This window comes from Rhodococcus sp. 14-2496-1d, assembly GCF_002259365.1.
Lineage (GTDB): Bacteria > Actinomycetota > Actinomycetes > Mycobacteriales > Mycobacteriaceae > Rhodococcoides.
This window is the reverse complement of sequence record NZ_NPFV01000005.1, coordinates 229,176-249,710: the sequence shown is the minus strand read 5'-3', so window position 1 is coordinate 249,710 and position 20,535 is coordinate 229,176. Positions and strand designations below refer to the sequence as shown.

Genomic DNA, 20,535 nt, shown 5'->3' with positions numbered 1-20,535 from the left:
CGGCACAATCGTCGGGGTGGACGGACCGATTCTTCTTCTCGTAGTCATCTTCGCGATCGCAGTCGCCGGTTTCGCCAGGCGCATCGATCTGCAGGTTCCGCTCGTCCTGGTCACCGTCGGATCCATCGCCTCGTTCGTTCCCGGGGTCCCGCACGTCAGCCTGTCGCCGCAGCTGATCCTCGGCGTCGTGCTTCCGCCGCTGCTGTACTCCGCCGCGCTGGATTTCTCGTTCGTCAGCTTTCGACGCAATCTCGGCCAGATTCTCCGACTCGGTCTCGTCATGGTGATCGTGACGACATTGGTCGTCGGCTGGTTCGCCAATCTGTTGATCCCGGAGCTCACCCTCGGCGCGGCCCTGGTGCTCGGTGCCGTCGTGGCCCCGCCCGACGCGGTCTCCGCGATCGCCGTCGGGCGCAAGCTCGGTCTGCCCGCGCGGATGATGGCCATCCTCACCGGCGAGTCTCTGGTGAACGACGCGGCCGCGTTGACTCTGTTCACCCTGGCCGTGGCCTCGGTGACGGGCAGTCGGATCGAACTGGGCTCACCGGTGTTGTTCTTCCTGTACGAGATCGTGGGCGGCGTGTTGGTGGGGTTGGTGCTGGCGCGCATCGTGCGGTTCGTCCGCAATCGGATCGCGGACTCGGCGCTGGAAACCGTGCTCGGTCTGGTCCTGCCGTTCACCGCGTATCTGGCGGCCGAGGAAATCCATGCGTCGGGAGTTCTCGCCGTCGTCACCGCCGGTTTCGTGCTGGGGCGCGTCACCGCCGACGTCTCGGTGTCCACCCGCGTTCAGGAACGGCAGGTGTGGCCGACGCTGGATCTCTTGCTCGAGGCATTCGTGTTCGCCTACATGGGTTTACAGCTGAAGTTCGTCATCTCGGAGGTGCAGCGCGAAGGGTTGCCCGTCCACCATGTGTTCGCCTATGCGCTGCTGGTGCTGGTGGTGGTCATGGCCGTCCGACCAGCTTGGATCTTCGCCAATTCCGGCCGAAACATGCTGCTTCGCAAGCTGTTCCGGCGATCACCGTCAGGCGAAGCAGGTCTGACGTGGCAGCAGAACCTGGTGCTGTCCTGGGCGGGCATGCGCGGGGTGGTGACGCTTGCGGCGGCGGCCGGTGTACCGCTGACCACGGTGCTCGGCGACGAATTTCCCGGGCGGGCCGTGATTCAGGCGGTGGCCTTCGTCGTCGCGGTCGGTACGTTGCTGCTGCAGGGCCTGACGCTTCCGTTGTTGATCCGCCGCCTCGACGTCGCAGATCCACTCGAGCAGCAGCGCAACGACAATCAGCGGCTGCTGTCGCAGGCCATTGCCCGGACTGCGGCGGAGGACTACCTCCAGCGCGCGGCGAAGGACGGAATCGACGGAGTGGACAGCGAGCGCGTCGACGAGGTCATCCAGCGCGTCCGACGCTCCGTGCGCGCTCGGTTGGATGCCGACGAGACCGAGGATCGCGAGAAGCGGATCGCGGCGGCCGGGGCGTTGTTCGACTCGCTGCGACACAACGTCCTGGTCGCGCAGCGGGCGGCGCTCATCGCGGCCCGCGACTCGGGGGAGCTGGAGGACGAAGCTCTGCGGGCAGTGTTGAATGGCTTGGACGTGGAAGAAATTGCGGCCGAGGCTCGCATCGCACGACGCACACCGTAGGAGCGCAGAGACAGTGAGGTCGACCCGGCTGGTCGCCGCCGCGGCACTGGTGTTCGCCGTTGCTGCGTGCAGCACTCCTGCCGAGGATCCGGCCACACCCGCCCCGGTGTCGATCGCGGCACCCGTGGGCTCGGAGCGAGGCGCGATTGTGTCGTCGATGCTGCTGGGGCAGGTCGACATCGGTGTCGCCTATCTCGGCGGGACTGCCACCAAGGTCGTGTACCGCACCACCGACGGGGTCACCGGGGGCGGGACCGAGGCATCGGGAACGGTGTTCGTGCCCAAGGGTTCTGCTCCGCCCGGCGGCTGGCCGATCGTCTCCGTCGGGCACGGCACCACCGGTGTCACCGACGAGTGCGCACCCTCGCTCTATCCGAACCTGTTGGGCACCATCGGATTGGTGACGCCGTTCCTCGAACGCGGCACCGTGGTCGTGGTGACGGATTATCAGGGTCTCGGAACTCCGGGAGATCCCGCCTACCTCGACCGGGACGCCGCAGCGTACGACGTGATCGACGCGGTGCGCGCGGCCCGCAACGTGGTTCCCGACGTCGGCACCAGGTGGGGTGCAGTGGGCACCTCCCAAGGCGGACAAGCGGTCTGGGCGGCAGCCGAGCGCAGTGGCGACTACGGCGACGGTCTGCAACTGGTCGGTGCCGCGGCGCTGTCGCCCGCGGCCGATCTGACGCGGTTCTTCGCGCCCGAGACCGAGCAGACCGTGCCGCGTCAGCTGCTGGTGCCGTACCTGTACGAGGGTCTGCACGCCGCAGATCCGAGTGCCGAACGCGCGGACTACATCCGCGGCACGTTCGCCGACAACGTGACCGCGCTGACCGCCTGCAGTGATTTGCTCGGCTTCTCCAAGGCCGACGCCGGAGCCGTTCTCGATCCGGCCGACGCCCTCCCGGACTCCGCGGATGCATCGGATCGGATGACGCGGTGGCTCGAATCGGTTGCGGTACCGACTTCTCGCACCGAGGTACCGCTGCTGGTCCTGGTCGGTGAACGCGACGACCTCATCGATCCCCGATGGACCCGGGACGCGGTAGCCGAGGCCTGCGCGCTGGGCGACGACGTCGAGCTTCGCTCCGAACCGGAGCAGGGCCATGCCGAACTGGCCGCAAACGGCATCGGAGTCGACTGGCTCGTCGAACGCTTCCTGAACGTGCCCACCTCGACCACGTGCGCGCGATGACCGCGGCACTGGCGTCGATGGCGGTGATCGTGGCCGTGATCGTTTCGGTCATCGCGGTGATCAGTCTGCGCGGTCGACGGGACCTCACCACACCGGCCGAGCGAGCCGTCCACGCCACCCTGCACACCGCGTCGCTGGCGGCCAAGCCGTTGCGTGACGGTCTCGACACTCGTTCGGCTGCCGCGGCCGCGCCGCACCTGCGGGTCCTGACCGGTGCGGACGCACTGGGAATCTGCGACCCCGACGGTTCGCTGCTGGCCTGGGACGGCCCGTGGGACGAGCTGACACCGGCCTTCGTCGAGGCGGCGAAGCGGGCGGTGGACGGGCAGCGGCGCGTCCTGGTGCGTCTGCCGCTCGGTTCGATCCACGAGGTCAGGGCGTTGGTGGTGCAGCCGTTGGTCGTCGACGAGTCTCCGGTGGTCGGGGTGTTGGGGGCAGCCGTGGTCGCCGAGCCGGGACCGGGCATGCTCGGGGCCATCGCCGAGGTTGCGCGTTACGCCTGCGGTCAGATCGAGCTCGCCGAACTCGACGCGTCCCGGGCGCGGTTGGACCGCGCCGAGGTACGGGCGCTGCGCGCACAGATCAGCCCGCACTTCATCTACAACGCACTCGGCACGATCGCCTCGTTCGTGCGCACCGACCCGGATCGAGCGCGTGAGCTGGTGCTCGAGTTCGCCGACTTCACCCGATACTCGTTCCGCAACGCAGGCGAGTTCACGGTGCTCGCGGACGAGCTACGCAACATCGATCGGTACCTGACGCTCGAACGGGCTCGCTTCGGTGATTCCCTCCAGGTCACCTTGCAGGTCGCGCCCGAGGTGTTGGGCGTCGCGCTGCCGTTTCTCGCGCTGCAGCCGCTCGTCGAGAACGCCGTCCGACACGGCCTGTCCGGCAAGGCCGACGGCGGCCGCGTGACGATCATCGCCGCCGACGAGGGCACCGACGCAGTGATCAGCATCGAGGACGACGGGGTGGGGATGGATCCGGACGTGCTGCGCTCGGGAAGCCTGCACACCGAGGACGCGGCCCATGTCGGATTGGCGAACGTGGACGATCGGCTGCGGGCGGCCTTCGGAAACGACTACGGTCTCGTAGTGGACACCGCACCGGGCGCAGGCACCAAAGTGAGTCTGCGGGTGCCGAAATTCAGGCCGGGTGTACGAGCATGACGCAGGCTGCCAACTCCGCCCCCGGCCGCGGGTTGATCGTTCTCGCCGTCGACGACGAGCGCCCGGCACTGGACGAACTCGCCTTTCTGCTGCGTCAGCAGGACACCGTCGCCGAGGTGTTCACCGCGCAGGACGCGACCACCGCGCTCCGCCAACTCAAACAGACCTCGGGGCAGAACGTGGTGGACGCGGTGTTCCTCGACATCAACATGCCCGGACTCGACGGGCTCGAACTGGCTGGCATCCTGTCGGCATTCGCGCGACCACCCGCCGTCGTGTTCGTCACCGCCCACGACGACCGGGCGCTGGCTGCCTTCGATCTCGGTGCCGTCGACTACCTGCTCAAGCCCTTGCGCGAGGATCGGCTCACCGAGGCGCTGCGCCGGGTGCTGCTCGCGCGGCGTCGACCCGCGGAGTCCGCGGACACCTCGGCCGACGAGGTCATTCCCGTCGAGCTCGGCGGAACCACCACCCTGGTGCACCGGTCGTCGGTGGCGTGGGTCGAGGCCGACGGCGACTACGCGAGATTGCACACCTCCAACGGCTCGCATCTGGTGCGGATCCCGATCTCGGCCCTCGAAAGTCGCTGGGCCGATGCCGGATTCCTGCGCGTGCACCGCTCCTACCTGGTCTCGCTGCGTCTGGTCACAGGGATCCGCAGTGTCGGTTCGGGACTGGTGGTGTGCCTGCGGGCCAGCGGAAACCTCGCGGCCTGCGAACTGCCGGTGAGCCGACGGCACGCGAGAGAACTCAAGGACAGACTGGTCCGCGGTCCGCTGCAATCGTGGTCCACCCGGTGACGAGGATCGAGCGATGACCCAGCCACACCGACAGCGGGTGGTGCTTTCGCAACGTCGCGGCGCGCGGATGGTGCGCACCCGCGTCGAAGTGCAGGAGCAAACCGAAGTGGGCGACGCCCTGGTCCGCAGCCTGGTTCGCGCGCAGCTTCTGCTGTCGGTGCGCCTGGCGGTGATGACGCTGTCGATTCTGTTCGCAATTCCGTTGCTGGGCATGCTCCTCGCACGCTTCACCGACGTCGCGCCGTCCGGCATCGGTCTGCCGTGGTTGGTGTTGGGGGTGGCGATCTATCCGTTGCTGTTCGGTGTCGGCTGGGCGTACGTGCGCCGAGCCGAGCGCAACGAGACCGAGTTCGTCGGCCTGGTCGAGGACTAGGCGCACGTGAACGGATCCATTCCGGTCGCCACCGTGATCGCGCTGATCCTGGCGGCCGTGGCCACGGTGGGCATCGGCATCTACGGAGTTCGGCTGGCCCGCACCACCTCCGACTTCCTGGTGGCCTCGCGCACCGTCGGGCCGCGGTGGAATGCTGCTGCCATCAGCGGCGAATACCTATCGGCTGCATCGTTTCTCGGGGTTGCAGGGCTCATCGCGAAGTACGGAGCCGATGCGCTGTGGTACCCGGTCGGCTTCACCGCGGGATACCTGGGACTGCTGCTGTTCGTCGCGGCTCCACTGCGCAGAAGTGGCGCGTACACGGTGCCCGATTTCGTCGAATTCCGGCTCGGCGCACCATGGTTGCGGACCGTGGCGATGCTGGTGGTGGTGGTCATCTGTGCGCTGTATCTGGTGCCGCAGTTTCAGGGTGCAGGCCTGACACTGAACATTCTGCTCGGAGTGCCCGGCTGGGTCGGTGCCCTGGCGGTGGGGCTGATCGTGATCGCGAACGTCGTCGGCGGTGGCATGCGCTCGATCACCTTCGTCCAAGCGTTCCAGTACTGGCTCAAGCTCACCGCGATCGCGATCCCGGCACTGGTGCTGGCCGTGCACTTCTTCGCCGACGACCGCAGCGTCGGCAGTCCTGCCCCACCGACGGTGACCGAGCAAACCGTCGTCGACATCACCACCGATGTTCTCGTGCAGGTGGATTCGCCGATCGTCGTCGCCGTGACGGGAACCCTCGACGACGAAAGCGTCGACGGGCGAGTCCTGCTGGACGCAGGCGAACATCGGCTCGCCTCGGGCACGTCGTTGACGCTCGACGCCGGATCACCCGTTCCCGTCGTCGCGGGAGCGCCGACCACCGACCGGGCGTGGGCGATGCCGGGCGGGGGACTGGGCGGGGCCCACCCGCTGTATCAGGTGTACTCGCTGATCCTGGCCACGTTCCTCGGAACCCTCGGCCTGCCGCACGTGCTCGTGCGCTTCTACACCAACCCGGACGGTCGAGCGGCCAGACTGACCTCGCTCACCGTCCTGGCGTTGCTCGGCATGTTCTACCTGTTCCCGACGGTGCTCGGCGTCTTCGCCCGGCTGTACGTGCCGCAACTGCTCATCACCGGAGCATCCGACGCAGCGGTGCTGCTGCTGCCCGGCTCGGTGCTGTCCGGAATACCGGGACAACTACTGGCCGCACTCGTGGCCGCGGGCGCCATCGCTGCCTTCCTGTCGACCTCATCCGGACTACTGGTCAGCATCGCAGGAGTGCTCAGTACCGACGTCCTCTCGGGCAAGGTCCGAGACTTCCGCGTCGCCGCGATCCTCGCCGGAGCCGTGCCGTTGGCGCTGTCGATCGGCGTCGTCTCACTCGACCTCTCGCGCACCGTCGGACTCGTCTTCGCCGTCGCCGCGTCCACCCTGTGCCCACTGCTGGTGCTGGGAATCTGGTGGCGCGGACTCACCGCAGCCGGAGCGGCAACCGGACTGCTCCTCGGCGGCGGCATCTCACTCGTCGCCGCGTCGATCTCCGTCGTCACCCCCATCTCCGACGGCGTCCTCGGCGGCTGGGCGGCGGCGATCCTCGGCTACCCCGCCGCCGTCAGCGTCCCCGTCGCCTTCGCCTCGATGATCGCCGTCAGCCTCGCCACCCGAAGAACGATCCCGTCGGACATCTCCCGCATCTTCGCGCGACTGCACCTGCCGGAAGGCCTCGACATGGGCAAAGACCGAGAGCGCGAACTGTAGAGCCGCTCAACTGCCATTCTCGACCGCTCGTCGCACACTCCCGCAGCCCATCGTGTGATCGACACCACCTCCTGATTTTGTGACCTGACTCTCATTACTGTTCCCATTCAGCTACAGCTCACATCAACTTCAGGAGTCCAAGGTGACCGCACCGGAAACCAATTCGCCACCGGACGCGCAAGCGTTCGTCGACATGCAGGCCAGTCCCGAGTTCCAGGAACTCCGGCGACGCCTGCGTAGCTTCGTGTTCCCGATGGCCGGGTTCTTCCTGGTCTGGTACATCCTCTACGTGCTGCTGAGCACCTACGCCGTGGACTTCATGTCGACAAAGGTGTGGGGCAACATCAACATCGGCCTGCTGCTCGGCCTCGGCCAGTTCGTCACGACGTTCGCCATCACCGGCATCTACGTGAAGTTCGCCAACCGTGAACTCGATCCTCGCGCCGCAGCCCTGCGCGCCGAGATGGAAGCCTCCCAGGGAGCGAAAAACTGATGATCGGTCATTCCGCAGGCTCCACTCCCGCCGTGAACGTATTGGCCCAGGCCGCCGACACCACCGTCGGTGAACCCCTCGTCAACATCGCGATCTTCGGCGCGTTCGTCATCATCACGATGGCCGTCGTCATCCGCGCATCGAAGAAGAATGCGACCTCCGCGGAGTTCTTCACCGCAGGCGGCGGATTCTCCGGACCGCAGAACGGCGTTGCCATCGCCGGTGACTACCTCTCGGCCGCAAGCTTTCTCGGCATCGCCGGTGCCATCGCCGTCTACGGTTACGACGGCTTCCTGTACTCCATCGGCTTCCTCGTCGCCTGGCTCGTTGCACTGCTCCTCGTCGCCGAATTGCTCAGGAACACCGGCAAATTCACGATGGCGGATGTGCTGAGCTTCCGGCTCAAGCAGGGCCCGGTTCGTACCGCAGCTGCGCTGTCGACGCTGACCGTCTCGCTGTTCTACCTGCTCGCGCAGATGGCAGGCGCAGGCGGACTCGTTGCACTGCTCCTCGACATCTCCGACCGCACCGGGCAGTCCATCGTCATCGCCATCGTCGGTGTGCTGATGATCGCGTACGTGCTCATCGGCGGCATGAAGGGCACCACCTGGGTACAGATCATCAAGGCCGTTCTGCTCATCGCAGGTGCGGCGTTCATGACCGTTCTGGTTCTCGCCAAGTTCGGCCTGAACTTCTCCGAGCTGCTCGGCAGCGCACAGGCCATGGTGGCCGGATCGGCCAACGAGGCCGTGGCAGCACGTGACGTCATCGAGCCAGGCGCTCAGTACGGCGGCAGTGCCACCTCGAAGATCAACTTCCTCTCGCTCGGTATCGCACTCGTGCTCGGCACCGCGGGTCTGCCGCACGTGCTGATGCGCTTCTACACGGTGCCCACCGCCAAGGAAGCTCGTCGCAGCGTCGTGTGGGCCATCGCGCTCATCGGTGCGTTCTACCTGTTCACCCTGGTGCTCGGCTACGGTGCCGCAGCGATCGTCGGACCCGACCGCATCCTGGCCTCGGCCGGCGGTCAGAACTCCGCAGCTCCGCTGTTGGCCTTCGAACTCGGCGGCGTCATTCTGCTCGGTGTCATCTCGGCGGTCGCCTTCGCGACCATCCTGGCCGTGGTCGCCGGATTGACGATCACCGCGTCGGCGTCGTTCGCTCACGACATCTATGCGAGCGTCATCAAGAAGGGCAAGGTCGACGACAAGAAGCAGGTCAAGGTCTCGCGCATCACCGCCGTCGTCATCGGCCTGCTGGCCATCGGCCTCGGCATCCTCGCCAACGGGCAGAACATCGCCTTCCTGGTGGCACTCGCGTTCGCCGTCGCTGCGGCCGCGAACCTGCCGACCATCCTGTACTCGCTGTTCTGGCGTCGCTTCACCACCACCGGCGCACTGTTCAGCATGTACGGCGGCCTGATCTCGACGATCGTGCTGATCATCTTCTCCCCGGCCGTCTCCGGATCGCCGACGTCGATGATCCCCGGCTCGGACTTCGCGTGGTTCCCGCTCTCCAACCCGGGCATCGTGTCGATTCCGCTCGCATTCATCCTCGGCATCGTCGGAACTCTGATCTCGAAGGACACCGAGAGCACCGACAAGCAGGCCGAGATGGAGGTTCGCTCCCTCACCGGTATTGGTGCGGAGAAGGCCAGCGCCCACTGATCGATCGCAGCACCATCGAAAATGCCCGTGTGAGCAAGGCCTCACGCGGGCATTTTCGTTTCAGCGGTTACCATCCCTGCTGTGGCCAAGCTGAAGGTTTCCCTCGACGTCCCGCTGACCCCCGAGCAGACGTGGGCGCACGCGTCCGATCTGTCCGGATACGAGCAGTGGCTCTCCATCCACGAAGCGTGGCGCGGTGAGCTGCCCGAGCAGCTGGCCGTCGGCACCACCCTGGACTCCGTCGCCAGCGTGAAGGGCATGCGCAACCGCGTGTCCTGGAAGATCGAGTCCTACGACCCGCCCAAGAAGCTCGAGCTCAAGGGCAACGGCAAGGGCGGGGTCAAGATCGGTCTGAACATGTCCGTGAAATCCAAGGGTGACGGTTCCGAGATCACCATCGACATCAACCTCGGCGGCGCGCCGCTGTTCGGTCCGATCGGCTCCGGCGTCGCGCGCGCTCTCAAGGGCGACATCGAGAACTCGTTGAAGACGTTCGTCAAGATCTACGCCTGACAGGTCGCGCCATGCCCGGTAGACACAGTGCCCCGTCGTCCACCTCGCGCAGTAGGGGCATGGCCAAGTACGGCATCGTGGCCGTTGTTCTGTTGCTGGTTCTCGGCGGCGGAGTGTTCGTCGGTCTGAAGGCCTTCGGTTCCAAGTGCGGTGATCCCGAGGCCTACTCGCTGGCCGCGGATCCGGCGATCGCACCCGTGTTGCAGCAGATCGTCGACAACACCTCGTCGGAGGAGTTGGGTTGCGCCGCCGTCGAGGTCACCGCCACCGAGTCGGGTCAGGTCTCGGCCGCGGTGGCCAAGGGCGACGACGTGCCCTCGCTCTGGGTTCCCGATTCGTCACTGTGGATCGGCAAGACGGTGCGGTCCACTGCGTCGTTGATCGACTTGGCGAGTCAATCGGTGGCGGCTACCCCCGCCGTGCTCGCGGCACGCAAGGACGAGGTGCCGTTCTTCGACACCTGGCTCACTGCCTTGAAGCTCGAAGGTCTGCGCATCGGTAATCCGTTGGCCAACACCACGTCCGACGCGGCCATCCTGGGCGCGGTGGCAGAGGCCGGATCGGACGAAACCGCGCTCGACTCGGTCTCGGCGGCGCTCGTCCCCATCGCTCAGGCTCAGGCCGCCACTCGCGGCGAGGCCGATCCGACGGTGCGCCTCGACGATCTGGTCGCCGACGGGGGAGTCGCGGTGGTGTCCGAGCAGGCCTACCTGGACTACCAGCAGGACAAGAACGTCGAACTCGGCGCGACGGCTCCGCCGACCGGTGCCTTCTTCCTGAACTTCCCGCTGGCGGTGACCGAACCCGCGGGCGATCGACACGAGACCGCGAAGTCCGTCGGGACGGCACTGGCCACGGCCATTCAATCCGAACAGGGGCAGCAGGCTCTGTCCGACGCCGGGTTCCGCTCCGCAGACATGGCCCCGCTCGATTCCGATCGCGGGATCGGGGACGTCACGCCCCTGACGATTGCCGATCAACAGGCCGCCGAATCGACGTTGCGTCAGTACCAGATCCTGGCGCTCCCGTCGCGGGCGTTGGTGATGGAGGATGTCTCCGGATCGATGAACTACAGCGCCGGGGCGAATTCACGTATCGCCATGACGGTGCAGGCCAGTGAGACCGGAAATCGGCTGTTCCCCGACAACGCGTCGATGGGGTTGTGGGCGTTCTCGATCGGACTCGGCGGTGGCGATCAGGACTACCGTGAGCTGGCACCGATCCGGCGAATGGACGAGCAGGTCGGCAACACCACTCAGCGTGAGGTGCTGTTGCAGCAGACCCGAACGCTGCCGTCCCTGGTCGGAGGTGGTATCGGGTTGTACGACACCACGTTGGCCGCGTTCCGCACCGTGCAGCAGGGCTACGACCCCGATGCGGTGAACAGCGTCATCATCCTCACCGACGGCACCAACGAGGACCCCGACAGCATCTCGCTCGACGAGCTGCTGTCGACTCTGCGAGCCGAACAGGACCCGTCCAAGCCGGTCGTCATCGTCACCATCGGAATCACCGACGATGCGGATGCCGGTGTACTGCAACAAATTTCGGCAGCCACGGGCGGTACGAGCTTCGTCGCACGAAATCCTGCGGAGATCCCCAACGTGTTCGTCAATGCGCTCAGAAGTCGCTCCGGTCGCTGAGGAGGCTACTATGCTGTGCGTCGCGTCACTTCTGAGTGTGCGTGCGGTTGCATTCGTGAGTGCAGCTGGGGGCCGAGCAGGGGGTTGCATCGATGTCGGGACGTCACAGCGGTAGTCCGCGCCGGTTCGGTTCGGCCGCGACCTGGTCGGTGCTCGCGCTGGTGGCAGTCGTCGTCGTGGTCGGTAGTTGGTTCGGAGTGCAGGCCGTACGCGCATCCGGTGCGGACACCTGCGATTCCCTCGACACGGTCTCGCTGGCGGTGGACATGTCGATCGCCGAACCGGTGCAGCAGATCGTCTCGCAGGCAGGCGAGGTCGAGCGCGGCTGCGTGAACTTCGAGGTCCGCCCCGAACGCCCCACCGATACGGCCACCGAAATCGCCGGAACCGATGACGAGCGTCCGGATCTGTGGATCCCGGATTCGACGCTGTGGCTGCTCAAGACCCTGCGCTCGACCGGGGCACTTCCCGAGCTGGCCAAGGCCTCGGTCGCGAACACGCTGCCGGTCCTGGTCTCGAGATCCGATGCCGTGCCGGTGACCGATACCTGGCTCAGCGTGCTCCAACTTCCCGGTCAACGCATCGGTGACCCCCTGACCAGCAGCGCCTCGAATGCCGCGATCCTCGGTGCACTGGCCGAATCCGAGGTGGCCATCTCCGACGCCAAGGCCGTGTCGGCGGCACTGGTGCCCATGGCGCAGGACTTCGGACGGATCGCGGACGCCCCACACGACACCCCGGATCTGGTGGCCCAGGTGGCCACGGACGGCGGCACCAGCGTGGCCACGGAGCAGGCGCTGCTGGCGTACGAGGCCGACAATCCGGGATCGGAGTTGACCGAGTCGGTTCCGCCGACCGGGAGCTACTTCCTCAACTACCCACTGGCCGTCACGGCACCGGCCGGACCCGAGTACGACCGCGTGAAGAAGGCAGGAGCGGCGTTGGCCTCGGTGCTCGCCACTACGTCGGCCACCGACACCTTGGTCGCAGCCGGGTTCCGAACGTCGAGTGGCACACCATTACCCGACGGCCGAGGCGTCGGATCGGTGGCGTCGCTCGAGATCAAGAACCCGCTGTCCATCGAAACGACATTGCGAGACTGGGCCGTCCTGGCGCTGCCGCTGCGCACGCTCGTGGTCGAGGACGTCTCGGGTTCGATGGCCGCGAAGTCGGGCGACTCGACACGTATCGCACTCACCGTCGACGCATCCGTCGGTGCCAACTCGCTGTTCAGCGACCAGACGGAAATGGGCCTCTGGGCATTCTCGATCGGCCTCGGTGGCGGAAAACAGGACTACCGCGAGCTGGTGCCGATGGGCAAGGCCGACGGTACCTTCAACGGAAAGTCGCAGCGCGACGCCATTCTCGATTCGATCCGAGGTCTTCCAGCTCTCGTCGGAGGCGGAACAGGGCTCTACGACACCACCTTGGCTGCGTTCCGGCGGGTCAAGGAGGGATACGACCCCGATTACGTCAACAGCGTCATCATCCTGACCGACGGAGCCAACGAAGACGAGGGCAGTATCTCCCTCGATCAGCTGCTGGCAACGCTGCAGAAGGAACAGGATCCGGTGCGGCCCATCGTGATCATCACCGTCGGCGTCACCGGTGATGCGGATCCCGTTGCACTGCAACAGATCTCGGCTGCGACCGGCGGAACGAGTTACGTGGCGGAGGATCCCCGAGACATCCCGGACGTGTTCGTCAAGGCCTTGAACTCGCGCACCGAGCGTCTCGCGGGCGGGTAGCTCAGCCCCACAGGACACTGATCGTGATGGCTGTGGCGCACGCGAGAGTCACCACGGTCAGCGTCACCGCGTCGGAGGCCTTGAACCGTGCCTCGGTGGCGGTGATCATTCCGGTGCCTCCGCGGGCGGTGATGGCCCCACCCATTTCGTCGGCCCGTCTGATGGCAACCGACATCACCGTCGTGACGATGTCGACCAGGGAATTGTCCGAGGCGCTGTTGACGACCGGCTTGGGGCGCAGGCGTCGAGCCGCGTTCAGGGTGCGCATCTCTTCGATCAGCAGCGGAAGCGACCGCAGGCTCAGAGCCACGGCGACGGCCCACTCGTCGACCGGCAACTTCAGCTTCTTCAGCGGCGTGCCCAGTTTGGAGACCGCAGGTGCGATGTCGCTCATCGAGGTGGTCCAGCCGATCATCATCGATGCGCCGAGCAGGACGAAGATGAAGAGCGTCGCGCGCAGATACACCAGTACTGCTGCGCCTCCGATCGGCAGGTTGATCAGTGCTCCGACACCGAACAGCGCCCAGATCCACCACGGTGGACGCGGCACTGCGGTGATCGGGACGTGCGCGACGATCGCGGCGACGACCAACAGTGCGAACACGATCCCGAGGGCGGGCCACGTCGGTGCCACGACGAGAGTGATGCTCAGCAGCAGTACCGCGACGAGTTTGGTGCCGGCCCACAGGCGGTGGATCGGTGAGAATCGTGGGACCTGACGCAGTACGACGGTGGTCACGAGTGCACGCTCCCCAGGATCGAATCGGAGACGATGTGGCCGTCGGCCATCGTGATGGTGCGGCTGCAGACGGTGTCCATTCCGTCCACGTCGTGCGAGATCACGACGATGGCGACTCCGCGATCGCGTAGTCCGGCGAGAACACCGATGATGTCGTCGCGTCCGGGAGGGTCGAGCCCGGCCAGTGGCTCGTCGAGAACCAGCATTCGAGGTCGACGCGCAATGAGCCCCGCCAACACGACGCGTCGCATCTGACCACCACTGAGCGAATCGATGTCGCGAGCGGCCAACGATCTGTCCAGGCCGACGGCATCCATCGCGGCCGACACTGTGGCAGAGCCTGTTTCGGGGCCGGCGGCGGCCGCGATGTCCTCGGAGACGGTGCGCCGCTGCAACTGCAGGCGGGAGTGCTGAAACGCGAGCCCGACATCGCCGACGCGTGAGGTCATCGCCTTGCCGCCGAGCTGGGCGGTGCCGCCGGTCGGGCCGGTGAGGCCGGCCATGATCCAGGCGAGTGTGGATTTGCCCGAACCGTTGCCACCGAGAACGAGCACACCCTCACCACGTTTGACGGTGATGTCGACGCCGTTCAGTGCTACCTGCGCCCAGGGGGTGCGGCGGTTGTACGTGTGCTCGACCCCGCTCAGTTCGAGGAGTCGTTCACTCGAATTATCGTGCAGCGCAGTCGGATTGTCCGTTCGAGCGTGCATCCAGGCGGTGTCGTACTGCACCTGGTAGCCCTCGTGCAGATGTACGACTCGGTCCGCGGCGACGGTCTCCGAGACGTGATGGGTGACGAGCACGACCGACATCTCGTGCCTGCGGGGTAGTTCGGCGAGGAGCGAGACCAGATGTTCGCGCCCGGAGGCGTCGATCATCGCGGTTGCCTCGTCCGCGATGAGAAGTGCCGGACGGCGAGCGAGTGCGGCGGCGACGGCCAGTCGCTGCATTTCGCCGCCGGACAGGGAGGCAGTGTCGCGCGCCCCCATGCCGCCGAGGCCGACCTCGTCGAGCAGGGCCTCCACGTCGGGGCGTGAGTCGCCGGGAGGCAGTCCCCACACCACGTCGTCGGCGACGCGGGTGCCGAGGATCTGGCTTTCGGGGCGTTGCAGCACCACCGCGGTGCCGCCGTACCGTCCGAGACCGGTCGAGCCGGGCCTGTCCACGGTTCCCTCCGACGGTTCGAGGCCGGCGAGGATCCGGGTCAGCGTCGATTTGCCGGAACCGTTGTGGCCGACGATCGCCACGAATTCGCCGGTCTCGATGCGGAGGTCGACGCCGGTCAGCGCGGACGTCGTGCTGCCCGGGTAGCGGAATCCCACCGCGGTGAGCGTGACCGGCAGCGGCCCGATCTCGTCGTCGGTGCTGGGGGCCAGCGGCTCGGGGGTGGGAATGGTGGAGAGCCGATCGAGGATCGCGGTGAGAATGAGCCATGCGAACAGCGTTCCGGTGACGATGCCGAAGGCGATCGATCCGCCTGCCCACCACCACCAGTTGTCGAGCACGGTCGTGGAGCCGGTGCGGATCACGTCGGCAACGCCTTGCAGTGCCGATGTGCGCTCGAGCAGTCGTGAAATGCCCTCGAACGTGTTGCGGAGAGTCTCGAGGAACAGCTCTCGCAGCGGAACGAGGATGAGGAGCATCAGCACGGTCAACGCTCCGAGTGCCGGCCCGACGACCATCGAGGTGACGAGAACGCCGAACAGTCCTTGCTTCTTGCGCTTGGCCCGCCCGACCAGGCCTCCGAGTAGAGCGGCGCTGGCGACGGTGATGGCCGTCTGGGTGCCGGCCGCGACGAATCCGACGAGGGTGCCGGCGACCGCGGAGGTGACCAGTGCGCGCGTTCGATACCGGAGCGCGACCACCGACATGGGAATCGCCGCGACGACCTGAAGGATCGCCGCCATCGGCACCAGCACACCGATCACCGTCAGGGCGACGGTGAAGCTGCTCATGACGGCAGCGGTCGCCATCTCCTGCGGACCGAGGGGCCCTGACTTGGTCGTGTGGGAAGAGCTGACGGTCACCGCTCCAGTGTGCCAGCCGACAAGGCGCACAATGTCACCGTGACTTCCGACATCAGGACGCGCAGGCGGATTCACCCGGCCTGGATCGTTGCCGCCGTGGCATTCCTCGCTCTGGTCGGCGCCGCGGGCTTCCGGGCGGCACCGAGCGTGCTGATGGTGCCGCTGCAGGACGAGTTCGGCTGGCCGCGGTCGATGTTGTCGCTGGCGGTGGGCGTCAACCTCGTGCTGTTCGGATTGACTGCGCCGTTCGCTGCGGCCCTGATGGAACGCTTCGGAATCCGGGCGGTGACATCGACGGCGTTGATCGTCGTGGCGGCAGGCAGCGCTCTGAGTGTGTTCGTGACCCAGGCATGGCAGTTGGTACTGACCTGGGGCGTCATGATCGGCCTGGGTACCGGATCGATGGCCCTCGTCTTCGCGGCGGTGGTGACCAATCGGTGGTTCGTGCAGCGGCGTGGGCTCGTGTCGGGAATCCTGACGGCAGGCAGTGCGACGGGGCAGCTGATCTTTCTGCCCCTGATCGCTCAGCTCGTCGACAGGTCCGGCTGGCGCGCCGCCTCGTTCCTCATCGCAGGCGGGTCGCTGATCGTGGTGCCCTTCGTCCTGCGGTGGCTGCGCAACATGCCGGCGGACATCGGCGTGACCCCCTACGGAGCGCCGGAGGATTACACAGCGGTCGTCGTGGAGTCGACGGTGAACCCCGCCAAGGCCGCGATACAGGCGTTGCGCGACGCGAGCCGGGTCCGAACCTTCTGGGCTCTGGTGGTGGGCTTCGCGATCTGTGGGGCAACGACCAACGGCCTCATCGGAACTCACTTCATCCCGTCGGCGCACGACCACGGAATGCACGAGACCACCGCAGCGGGCCTGCTGGCGGTGGTCGGGATCTTCGACATCGTCGGAACGATCGCATCGGGGTGGCTGACCGACCGCGTCGACCCGCGCTACCTGTTGGCGGCGTACTACGGATTTCGCGGCGTGTCGTTGCTGTTCCTGCCGTGGTTGCTGTCCGCGACCATCCAGCCGTCGATCGTCATCTTCGTGGTGATCTACGGATTGGATTGGGTGGCAACGGTTCCGCCCACTATTGCGCTGTGTCGCGAGGTGTTCGGCGACCGAGGCTCGCTGGTGTTCGGCTGGGTGTTCGCCTCACATCAGATCGGTGCCGGCATCGCGTCGGTCGTCGCAGGCGTCGTGCGGGACGCGACCGGTGAGTACACGATGGCGTGGTTCGGCGCAGCTGGTCTCTGCGCGGTTGCGGCGGTGGTGAGTGTGAGAACAGCGAAGCGCGGAAAGCCCTCGTAGGGAGGACTTTCCGCGCTCAGGCCGAAATCAGCGGCTGCGCTGGCTCGTGGCCGGTCCTGCTGCGCGACGGCTGTGGCCACCACCACCGCTGCGCGGCTGTCCACCACTGCGGGGCTGTCCACCACTGCGGGGCTGACCACCACTGCGGGCCGGGCCGCCGCGTCGCGCGTTGTTGCTGTTGCGGGGATTCGCGGTGCGAGCCGGTGCCTGCTCGGCCTTCGGCGCGGGCTGGACGTAACGAGCCTGCTCGCCGACGAGGTTCGCCACGGCGGGCGAGTCGGCGGTGACGCGAATGGGCGTGACCTTGATGTCGGCCTTGCGCAGCAGTACTGCGGTGTCCTTGCGCTGCTCGGGCAGAACGACGGTCACGACGTCTCCGGCGCTTCCCGCGCGTGCCGTGCGGCCGGAACGGTGCAGGTACGCCTTGTGCTCGGCCGGGGGATCGACGTGGACGACGAGCTGGACGTCGTCGACGTGAACGCCGCGAGCTGCGACGTCGGTGGCGACGAGGACGCGAGCCTCGCCGGAGGAGAACGCGGCGAGGTTGCGGTCGCGTGCGGCCTGAGAGAGGTTGCCGTGCAGGTCGACGGACGGGATTCCGGCGTCGGTGAGCTGCTTGGCGAGCTTGCGGGCCTGGTGCTTGGTGCGCATGAACAGGATGCGGCGTCCGGTGCCGGAGGCGAGCTGGTGGACCAGCTTCTTCTTGGCTTCGACGCCGTCGACCTCGAACACGCTGTGCGTCATGGCCTCGACGTGCGAGGTGGCCTCGTCGACGGAGTGCGTGATCTGGTTGTGCAGGAAGCGCTTGACCAGCTTGTCGACGCCGTTGTCCAGGGTCGCGGAGAACAGCATGCGCTGGCCCTTGTCCGGGGTGGCAGCGAGGATGCGGGTGACGACGGGCAGGAACCCGAGGTCGGCCATGTGGTCGGCCTCGTCGAGGACGGTGATCTGAACGCCGTCGAGGGTGAGGTGACGCTGCTTCATCAAATCTTCGAGCCGACCGGGGCAGGCGACGACGATGTCGACTCCACCCTTGAGCGCGGAGACCTGACGGACCTGCGAGACACCGCCGAAGATCGTGGTGACCTTCAGCGAGTACGCGGAGGCGAGGGGTTCGATCGCAACGGCGATCTGGGTGGCGAGCTCACGCGTCGGCGCGAGGATCAGGCCACGGGGGCGGCCGGGCTTCCGGTTACCGGGGAGCTGGCCGGCGAGTCGAGCGACCATCGGGATGGAGAAGGCGAGTGTTTTGCCGCTGCCGGTCTTTCCGCGTCCGAGCACGTCGCGTCCCTGCAATGTGTCGGGAAGGGTGTCGGCCTGGATGGGGAATGCCTCGGTCTTGCCCTGGCTCGCGAGTACATCCGCGATGGCCTGGGGTACGCCGAGTGCAGCAAAAGTCTGTGGGGTCGTCATAGTGATGAAAAGTGCCTTTCGGGCAGGGTGTTGCACCTGCGGGCCTTCGGGCCGAGATGCAAGGTGGCGAGACTGCCGGTGGGCAGTTTCGATCGCCGTAAGAGAAGCCTGTGCTGGGTGCACATGGAGGTTCGGGAGCATTCCACGACGTCTGGCGTGCAGCTGGGCGCGCCGTTGACGAGTGTAACCGAGTCGGTGCTCGGTATCTTCCCGCCGCGACCTGTCATGCGGCGTCGTCGTCGAACAGACCGGTGATGATCACGTTCTCGATTCTCGAGTTGTAGACCTCGACCACCGGGATCGGCGGCGCGCTCGAGTCATAGGTCTGCCCGGTGGGTGAGATGAGCCGGTAGCGATGTCGAGCGCCCCGTTTGTCTCGTAGGGCCTCGGCCGTCCAGCCCTCGCCCTCTTTCGCGTAATTGCATGCGGCACAAAGGCCTGCGCCGTTCTCGGCGCTTGTTCTGCCGCCTGTGGAGTGGGGTCTGATGTGGTCGTGGTGACGGATCGGCGCGTCGCACCACGGAGTGCGGCAGGTGCGATCTCGCAGATCGATGAGGCGTCCCAGCGCGGTCGGAAATGCGCGTGATGTGGACTCGACAGCCGTCAATGCGCCGGACGTCGGATGCGCGTAGAGGCGACGCAATGCGACGCGCGTCTCACTGTCGAGTGTGTGTCGGATGAGTTGCCGGGCGACGTCGGACGGAATGTCGCCATAGCCGTGCACGTACGCGGACGTGGAACCGCCGGCCAGGAGGGCGGCGTCGGCGATGACGATGTCGACGGTCACCGGCGGGCCCTGTGCGGCGGCTGCGCCGGTGACACGCTCGAACACGAGGTCGGCCATGATCTGGTCGCGGGTCCGTGTCTCACCGCCGGAGTTGACGATGGTGTCGGCGTCTCGTCGCAAGGTCGCCCACATGCAGACCATCTTCTCCATCGAGGTGAGGACCGTGAAGAAGCCCATCGATTCGGGGGCTGGCCGGGTGCTCGTGCGGCGGGCGGCGTAGGCCTTGGCGCGTCGTTTCACCTGGGAGGCGGCGTCGAGTTCGTTGGCCAGGGCGCGGGCGCGGCCCTCGATGGTGCGGTCGCCCGCGCCGGCCAGTGTGGCGGGGTCCGCGCACAGTCGTTCGTCGATGGTGCGGCGGTCGTCGACGGTGAGGCATGCGGTTTCGCGGGCGAGGATCATGGCGCGCCACTCGTTGAGTTCTCCGGCTTTCAGGCGAGCCAGGGTGTGCGGCATTTCGTGCACCAGGGCGCGAGCGAGGCCCAGATGAGTGCCGCCGCGGTTCGGTGATTCGCGTCGAGCCAGGCCGATCTGTGACGCAATACCTATGCGCCACTGAGCTTTAGGCTTGCCGCGCTCGCGGCGTTCTTTACTGATGGTCGTCGCCACGGCGTCGGTCACGATGGCTTGAACGGCCACGCTGGCGCACTTGATCGTCTCGAGGGCGGAGATCAGATCGATGCCCGCTGCTGCGTCGACATCGAACTCCGATGACTGAAGGCGCGCAACGAACCGCAGCACTTCATCGGACGTCAACGGCAAATCTTGTACAGCTGTGACCACGAGTTCCTCCCCAGTACTCGAATATATGTTCGATAGTAACGGGGATTTCCAGGCAGCGCAACAGCGGCACGCAACTGATGGAGGGCATGGATCGGACTCGACTGATGGTGCCCTCGGCAGGATTCGAACCTGCGACCTACCCTTTAGGAGAGGGTTGCTCTATCCCCTGAGCTACGAAGGCTGGTGATCGTTCCACTCACCAAAAGCGCTTGTCCAGCAACGGCTTTCGATCCATCGAACAATCGGTTGCGGATGGGTTCGCTGCCTCCGGTGCTCAGCTGGCCCACATCGCGCTCGCTAGTCTAGCGGCCCACCGTGTCGATCGTGAAGCAGGTTGCCGCTGCTCGTCACCGTCCCGGTCAGCGAGGCGATCAGGTTCAGGGCAGTGCGGTGCTGGTGAGCGGTGTAATCGGCGATCGATTCGATGCCGACGAAGCACTGGATGTCACGGGCGAAAGCGTCGAATGTCGTCGGTCATCCTCGTGCAAA

General features: G+C 66.5%; 16 protein-coding genes and 1 tRNA gene. 12 read left to right on the top strand and 5 right to left on the bottom strand.

Annotation, left to right across the window (positions count from 1 at the left end; all coding sequences use genetic code 11):
- Positions 1-16 precede the first annotated feature (16 nt).
- The 11 genes from CH296_RS03380 (at position 17) to CH296_RS03330 (ending at position 12,995) form a co-directional block, all read left to right on the top strand.
- On the top strand, positions 17-1,645 hold the full coding sequence (locus tag CH296_RS03380) for a Na+/H+ antiporter (RefSeq protein WP_032396264.1): 1,629 nt from the start codon (positions 17-19) through the stop codon (positions 1,643-1,645).
- 13 nt (positions 1,646-1,658) lie between these two features.
- The gene (locus CH296_RS03375; RefSeq protein WP_094684016.1) at positions 1,659-2,840 is read left to right on the top strand and encodes a lipase family protein; all 1,182 of its coding nucleotides are present in this window, start codon (positions 1,659-1,661) and stop codon (positions 2,838-2,840) included.
- Positions 2,837-4,009, top strand: a complete 1,173-nt coding sequence (locus CH296_RS03370) for a sensor histidine kinase (protein ID WP_032396262.1) — start codon at positions 2,837-2,839, stop codon at positions 4,007-4,009. The genes CH296_RS03375 and CH296_RS03370 overlap by 4 nt, the downstream gene beginning before the upstream one ends.
- Positions 4,006-4,809, top strand: a complete 804-nt coding sequence (locus CH296_RS03365; RefSeq protein WP_032395802.1) for a LytTR family DNA-binding domain-containing protein — start codon at positions 4,006-4,008, stop codon at positions 4,807-4,809. The genes CH296_RS03370 and CH296_RS03365 overlap by 4 nt, the downstream gene beginning before the upstream one ends.
- Positions 4,810-4,822: 13 nt before the next feature.
- Positions 4,823-5,182: a hypothetical protein gene (locus CH296_RS03360; RefSeq protein ID WP_032395801.1), complete on the top strand. Its 360-nt coding sequence runs from the start codon at positions 4,823-4,825 to the stop codon at positions 5,180-5,182.
- Between the two features lie 6 nt (positions 5,183-5,188).
- Entirely contained in the window at positions 5,189-6,931 is a 1,743-nt protein-coding gene (locus CH296_RS03355; protein WP_094645668.1) for a cation acetate symporter, read from the top strand.
- A 193-nt stretch (positions 6,932-7,124) separates the two neighbouring features.
- A complete protein-coding gene (locus tag CH296_RS03350) occupies positions 7,125-7,424 on the top strand; it encodes a DUF485 domain-containing protein (protein ID WP_045200254.1) in 300 nt (99 codons plus the stop codon).
- Entirely contained in the window at positions 7,424-9,091 is a 1,668-nt protein-coding gene (locus CH296_RS03345; protein ID WP_094684015.1) for a cation acetate symporter, read from the top strand. The genes CH296_RS03350 and CH296_RS03345 overlap by 1 nt, the downstream gene beginning before the upstream one ends.
- Positions 9,092-9,172: 81 nt before the next feature.
- Complete coding sequence (locus CH296_RS03340; RefSeq protein ID WP_032395799.1) at positions 9,173-9,604, top strand: SRPBCC family protein; 432 nt, start codon at positions 9,173-9,175, stop codon at positions 9,602-9,604.
- 11 nt (positions 9,605-9,615) lie between these two features.
- The gene (locus tag CH296_RS03335; protein ID WP_094684014.1) at positions 9,616-11,247 is read left to right on the top strand and encodes a substrate-binding domain-containing protein; all 1,632 of its coding nucleotides are present in this window, start codon (positions 9,616-9,618) and stop codon (positions 11,245-11,247) included.
- A 92-nt stretch (positions 11,248-11,339) separates the two neighbouring features.
- The gene (locus CH296_RS03330) at positions 11,340-12,995 is read left to right on the top strand and encodes a VWA domain-containing protein (protein ID WP_094684089.1); all 1,656 of its coding nucleotides are present in this window, start codon (positions 11,340-11,342) and stop codon (positions 12,993-12,995) included.
- Between the two features lies 1 nt (position 12,996).
- Here CH296_RS03330 and CH296_RS03325 read toward each other — a convergent pair whose 3' ends face one another.
- A complete protein-coding gene (locus CH296_RS03325; protein WP_094684013.1) occupies positions 12,997-13,734 on the bottom strand; it encodes an energy-coupling factor transporter transmembrane protein EcfT in 738 nt (245 codons plus the stop codon).
- Entirely contained in the window at positions 13,731-15,761 is a 2,031-nt protein-coding gene (locus CH296_RS03320; protein ID WP_256980317.1) for an ATP-binding cassette domain-containing protein, read from the bottom strand. The genes CH296_RS03325 and CH296_RS03320 overlap by 4 nt, the downstream gene beginning before the upstream one ends.
- 39 nt (positions 15,762-15,800) lie before the next feature.
- Between CH296_RS03320 and CH296_RS03315 the strand changes: the two genes are divergently transcribed.
- A complete protein-coding gene (locus CH296_RS03315; RefSeq protein ID WP_218830237.1) occupies positions 15,801-17,066 on the top strand; it encodes an MFS transporter in 1,266 nt (421 codons plus the stop codon).
- A gap of 27 nt (positions 17,067-17,093) precedes the next feature.
- On the opposite strand, the gene CH296_RS03310 is transcribed toward CH296_RS03315, so the two are convergent.
- The 3 genes from CH296_RS03310 to CH296_RS03300 form a co-directional block, all read right to left on the bottom strand.
- Entirely contained in the window at positions 17,094-18,479 is a 1,386-nt protein-coding gene (locus tag CH296_RS03310) for a DEAD/DEAH box helicase (protein WP_045196538.1), read from the bottom strand.
- Between the two features lie 223 nt (positions 18,480-18,702).
- Entirely contained in the window at positions 18,703-20,019 is a 1,317-nt protein-coding gene (locus CH296_RS03305; RefSeq protein ID WP_094684087.1) for an HNH endonuclease, read from the bottom strand.
- A 132-nt stretch (positions 20,020-20,151) separates the two neighbouring features.
- A tRNA-Arg gene (locus tag CH296_RS03300) sits at positions 20,152-20,227 on the bottom strand.
- Positions 20,228-20,535: the final 308 nt, after the last annotated feature.

Coding starts and splice junctions, on each gene's coding strand:
- CH296_RS03370 (WP_032396262.1), top strand. CDS start 2,837: ATGACCGCGGCACTGGCGTCGATGGCGGTGATCGTGGCCGTGATCGTT.
- CH296_RS03365 (WP_032395802.1), top strand. CDS start 4,006: ATGACGCAGGCTGCCAACTCCGCCCCCGGCCGCGGGTTGATCGTTCTC.
- CH296_RS03360 (WP_032395801.1), top strand. CDS start 4,823: ATGACCCAGCCACACCGACAGCGGGTGGTGCTTTCGCAACGTCGCGGC.
- CH296_RS03350 (WP_045200254.1), top strand. CDS start 7,125: ATGCAGGCCAGTCCCGAGTTCCAGGAACTCCGGCGACGCCTGCGTAGC.
- CH296_RS03345 (WP_094684015.1), top strand. CDS start 7,424: ATGATCGGTCATTCCGCAGGCTCCACTCCCGCCGTGAACGTATTGGCC.
- CH296_RS03335 (WP_094684014.1), top strand. CDS start 9,616: ATGCCCGGTAGACACAGTGCCCCGTCGTCCACCTCGCGCAGTAGGGGC.
- CH296_RS03330 (WP_094684089.1), top strand. CDS start 11,340: ATGTCGGGACGTCACAGCGGTAGTCCGCGCCGGTTCGGTTCGGCCGCG.
- CH296_RS03310 (WP_045196538.1), bottom strand. CDS start 18,479: ATGACGACCCCACAGACTTTTGCTGCACTCGGCGTACCCCAGGCCATC.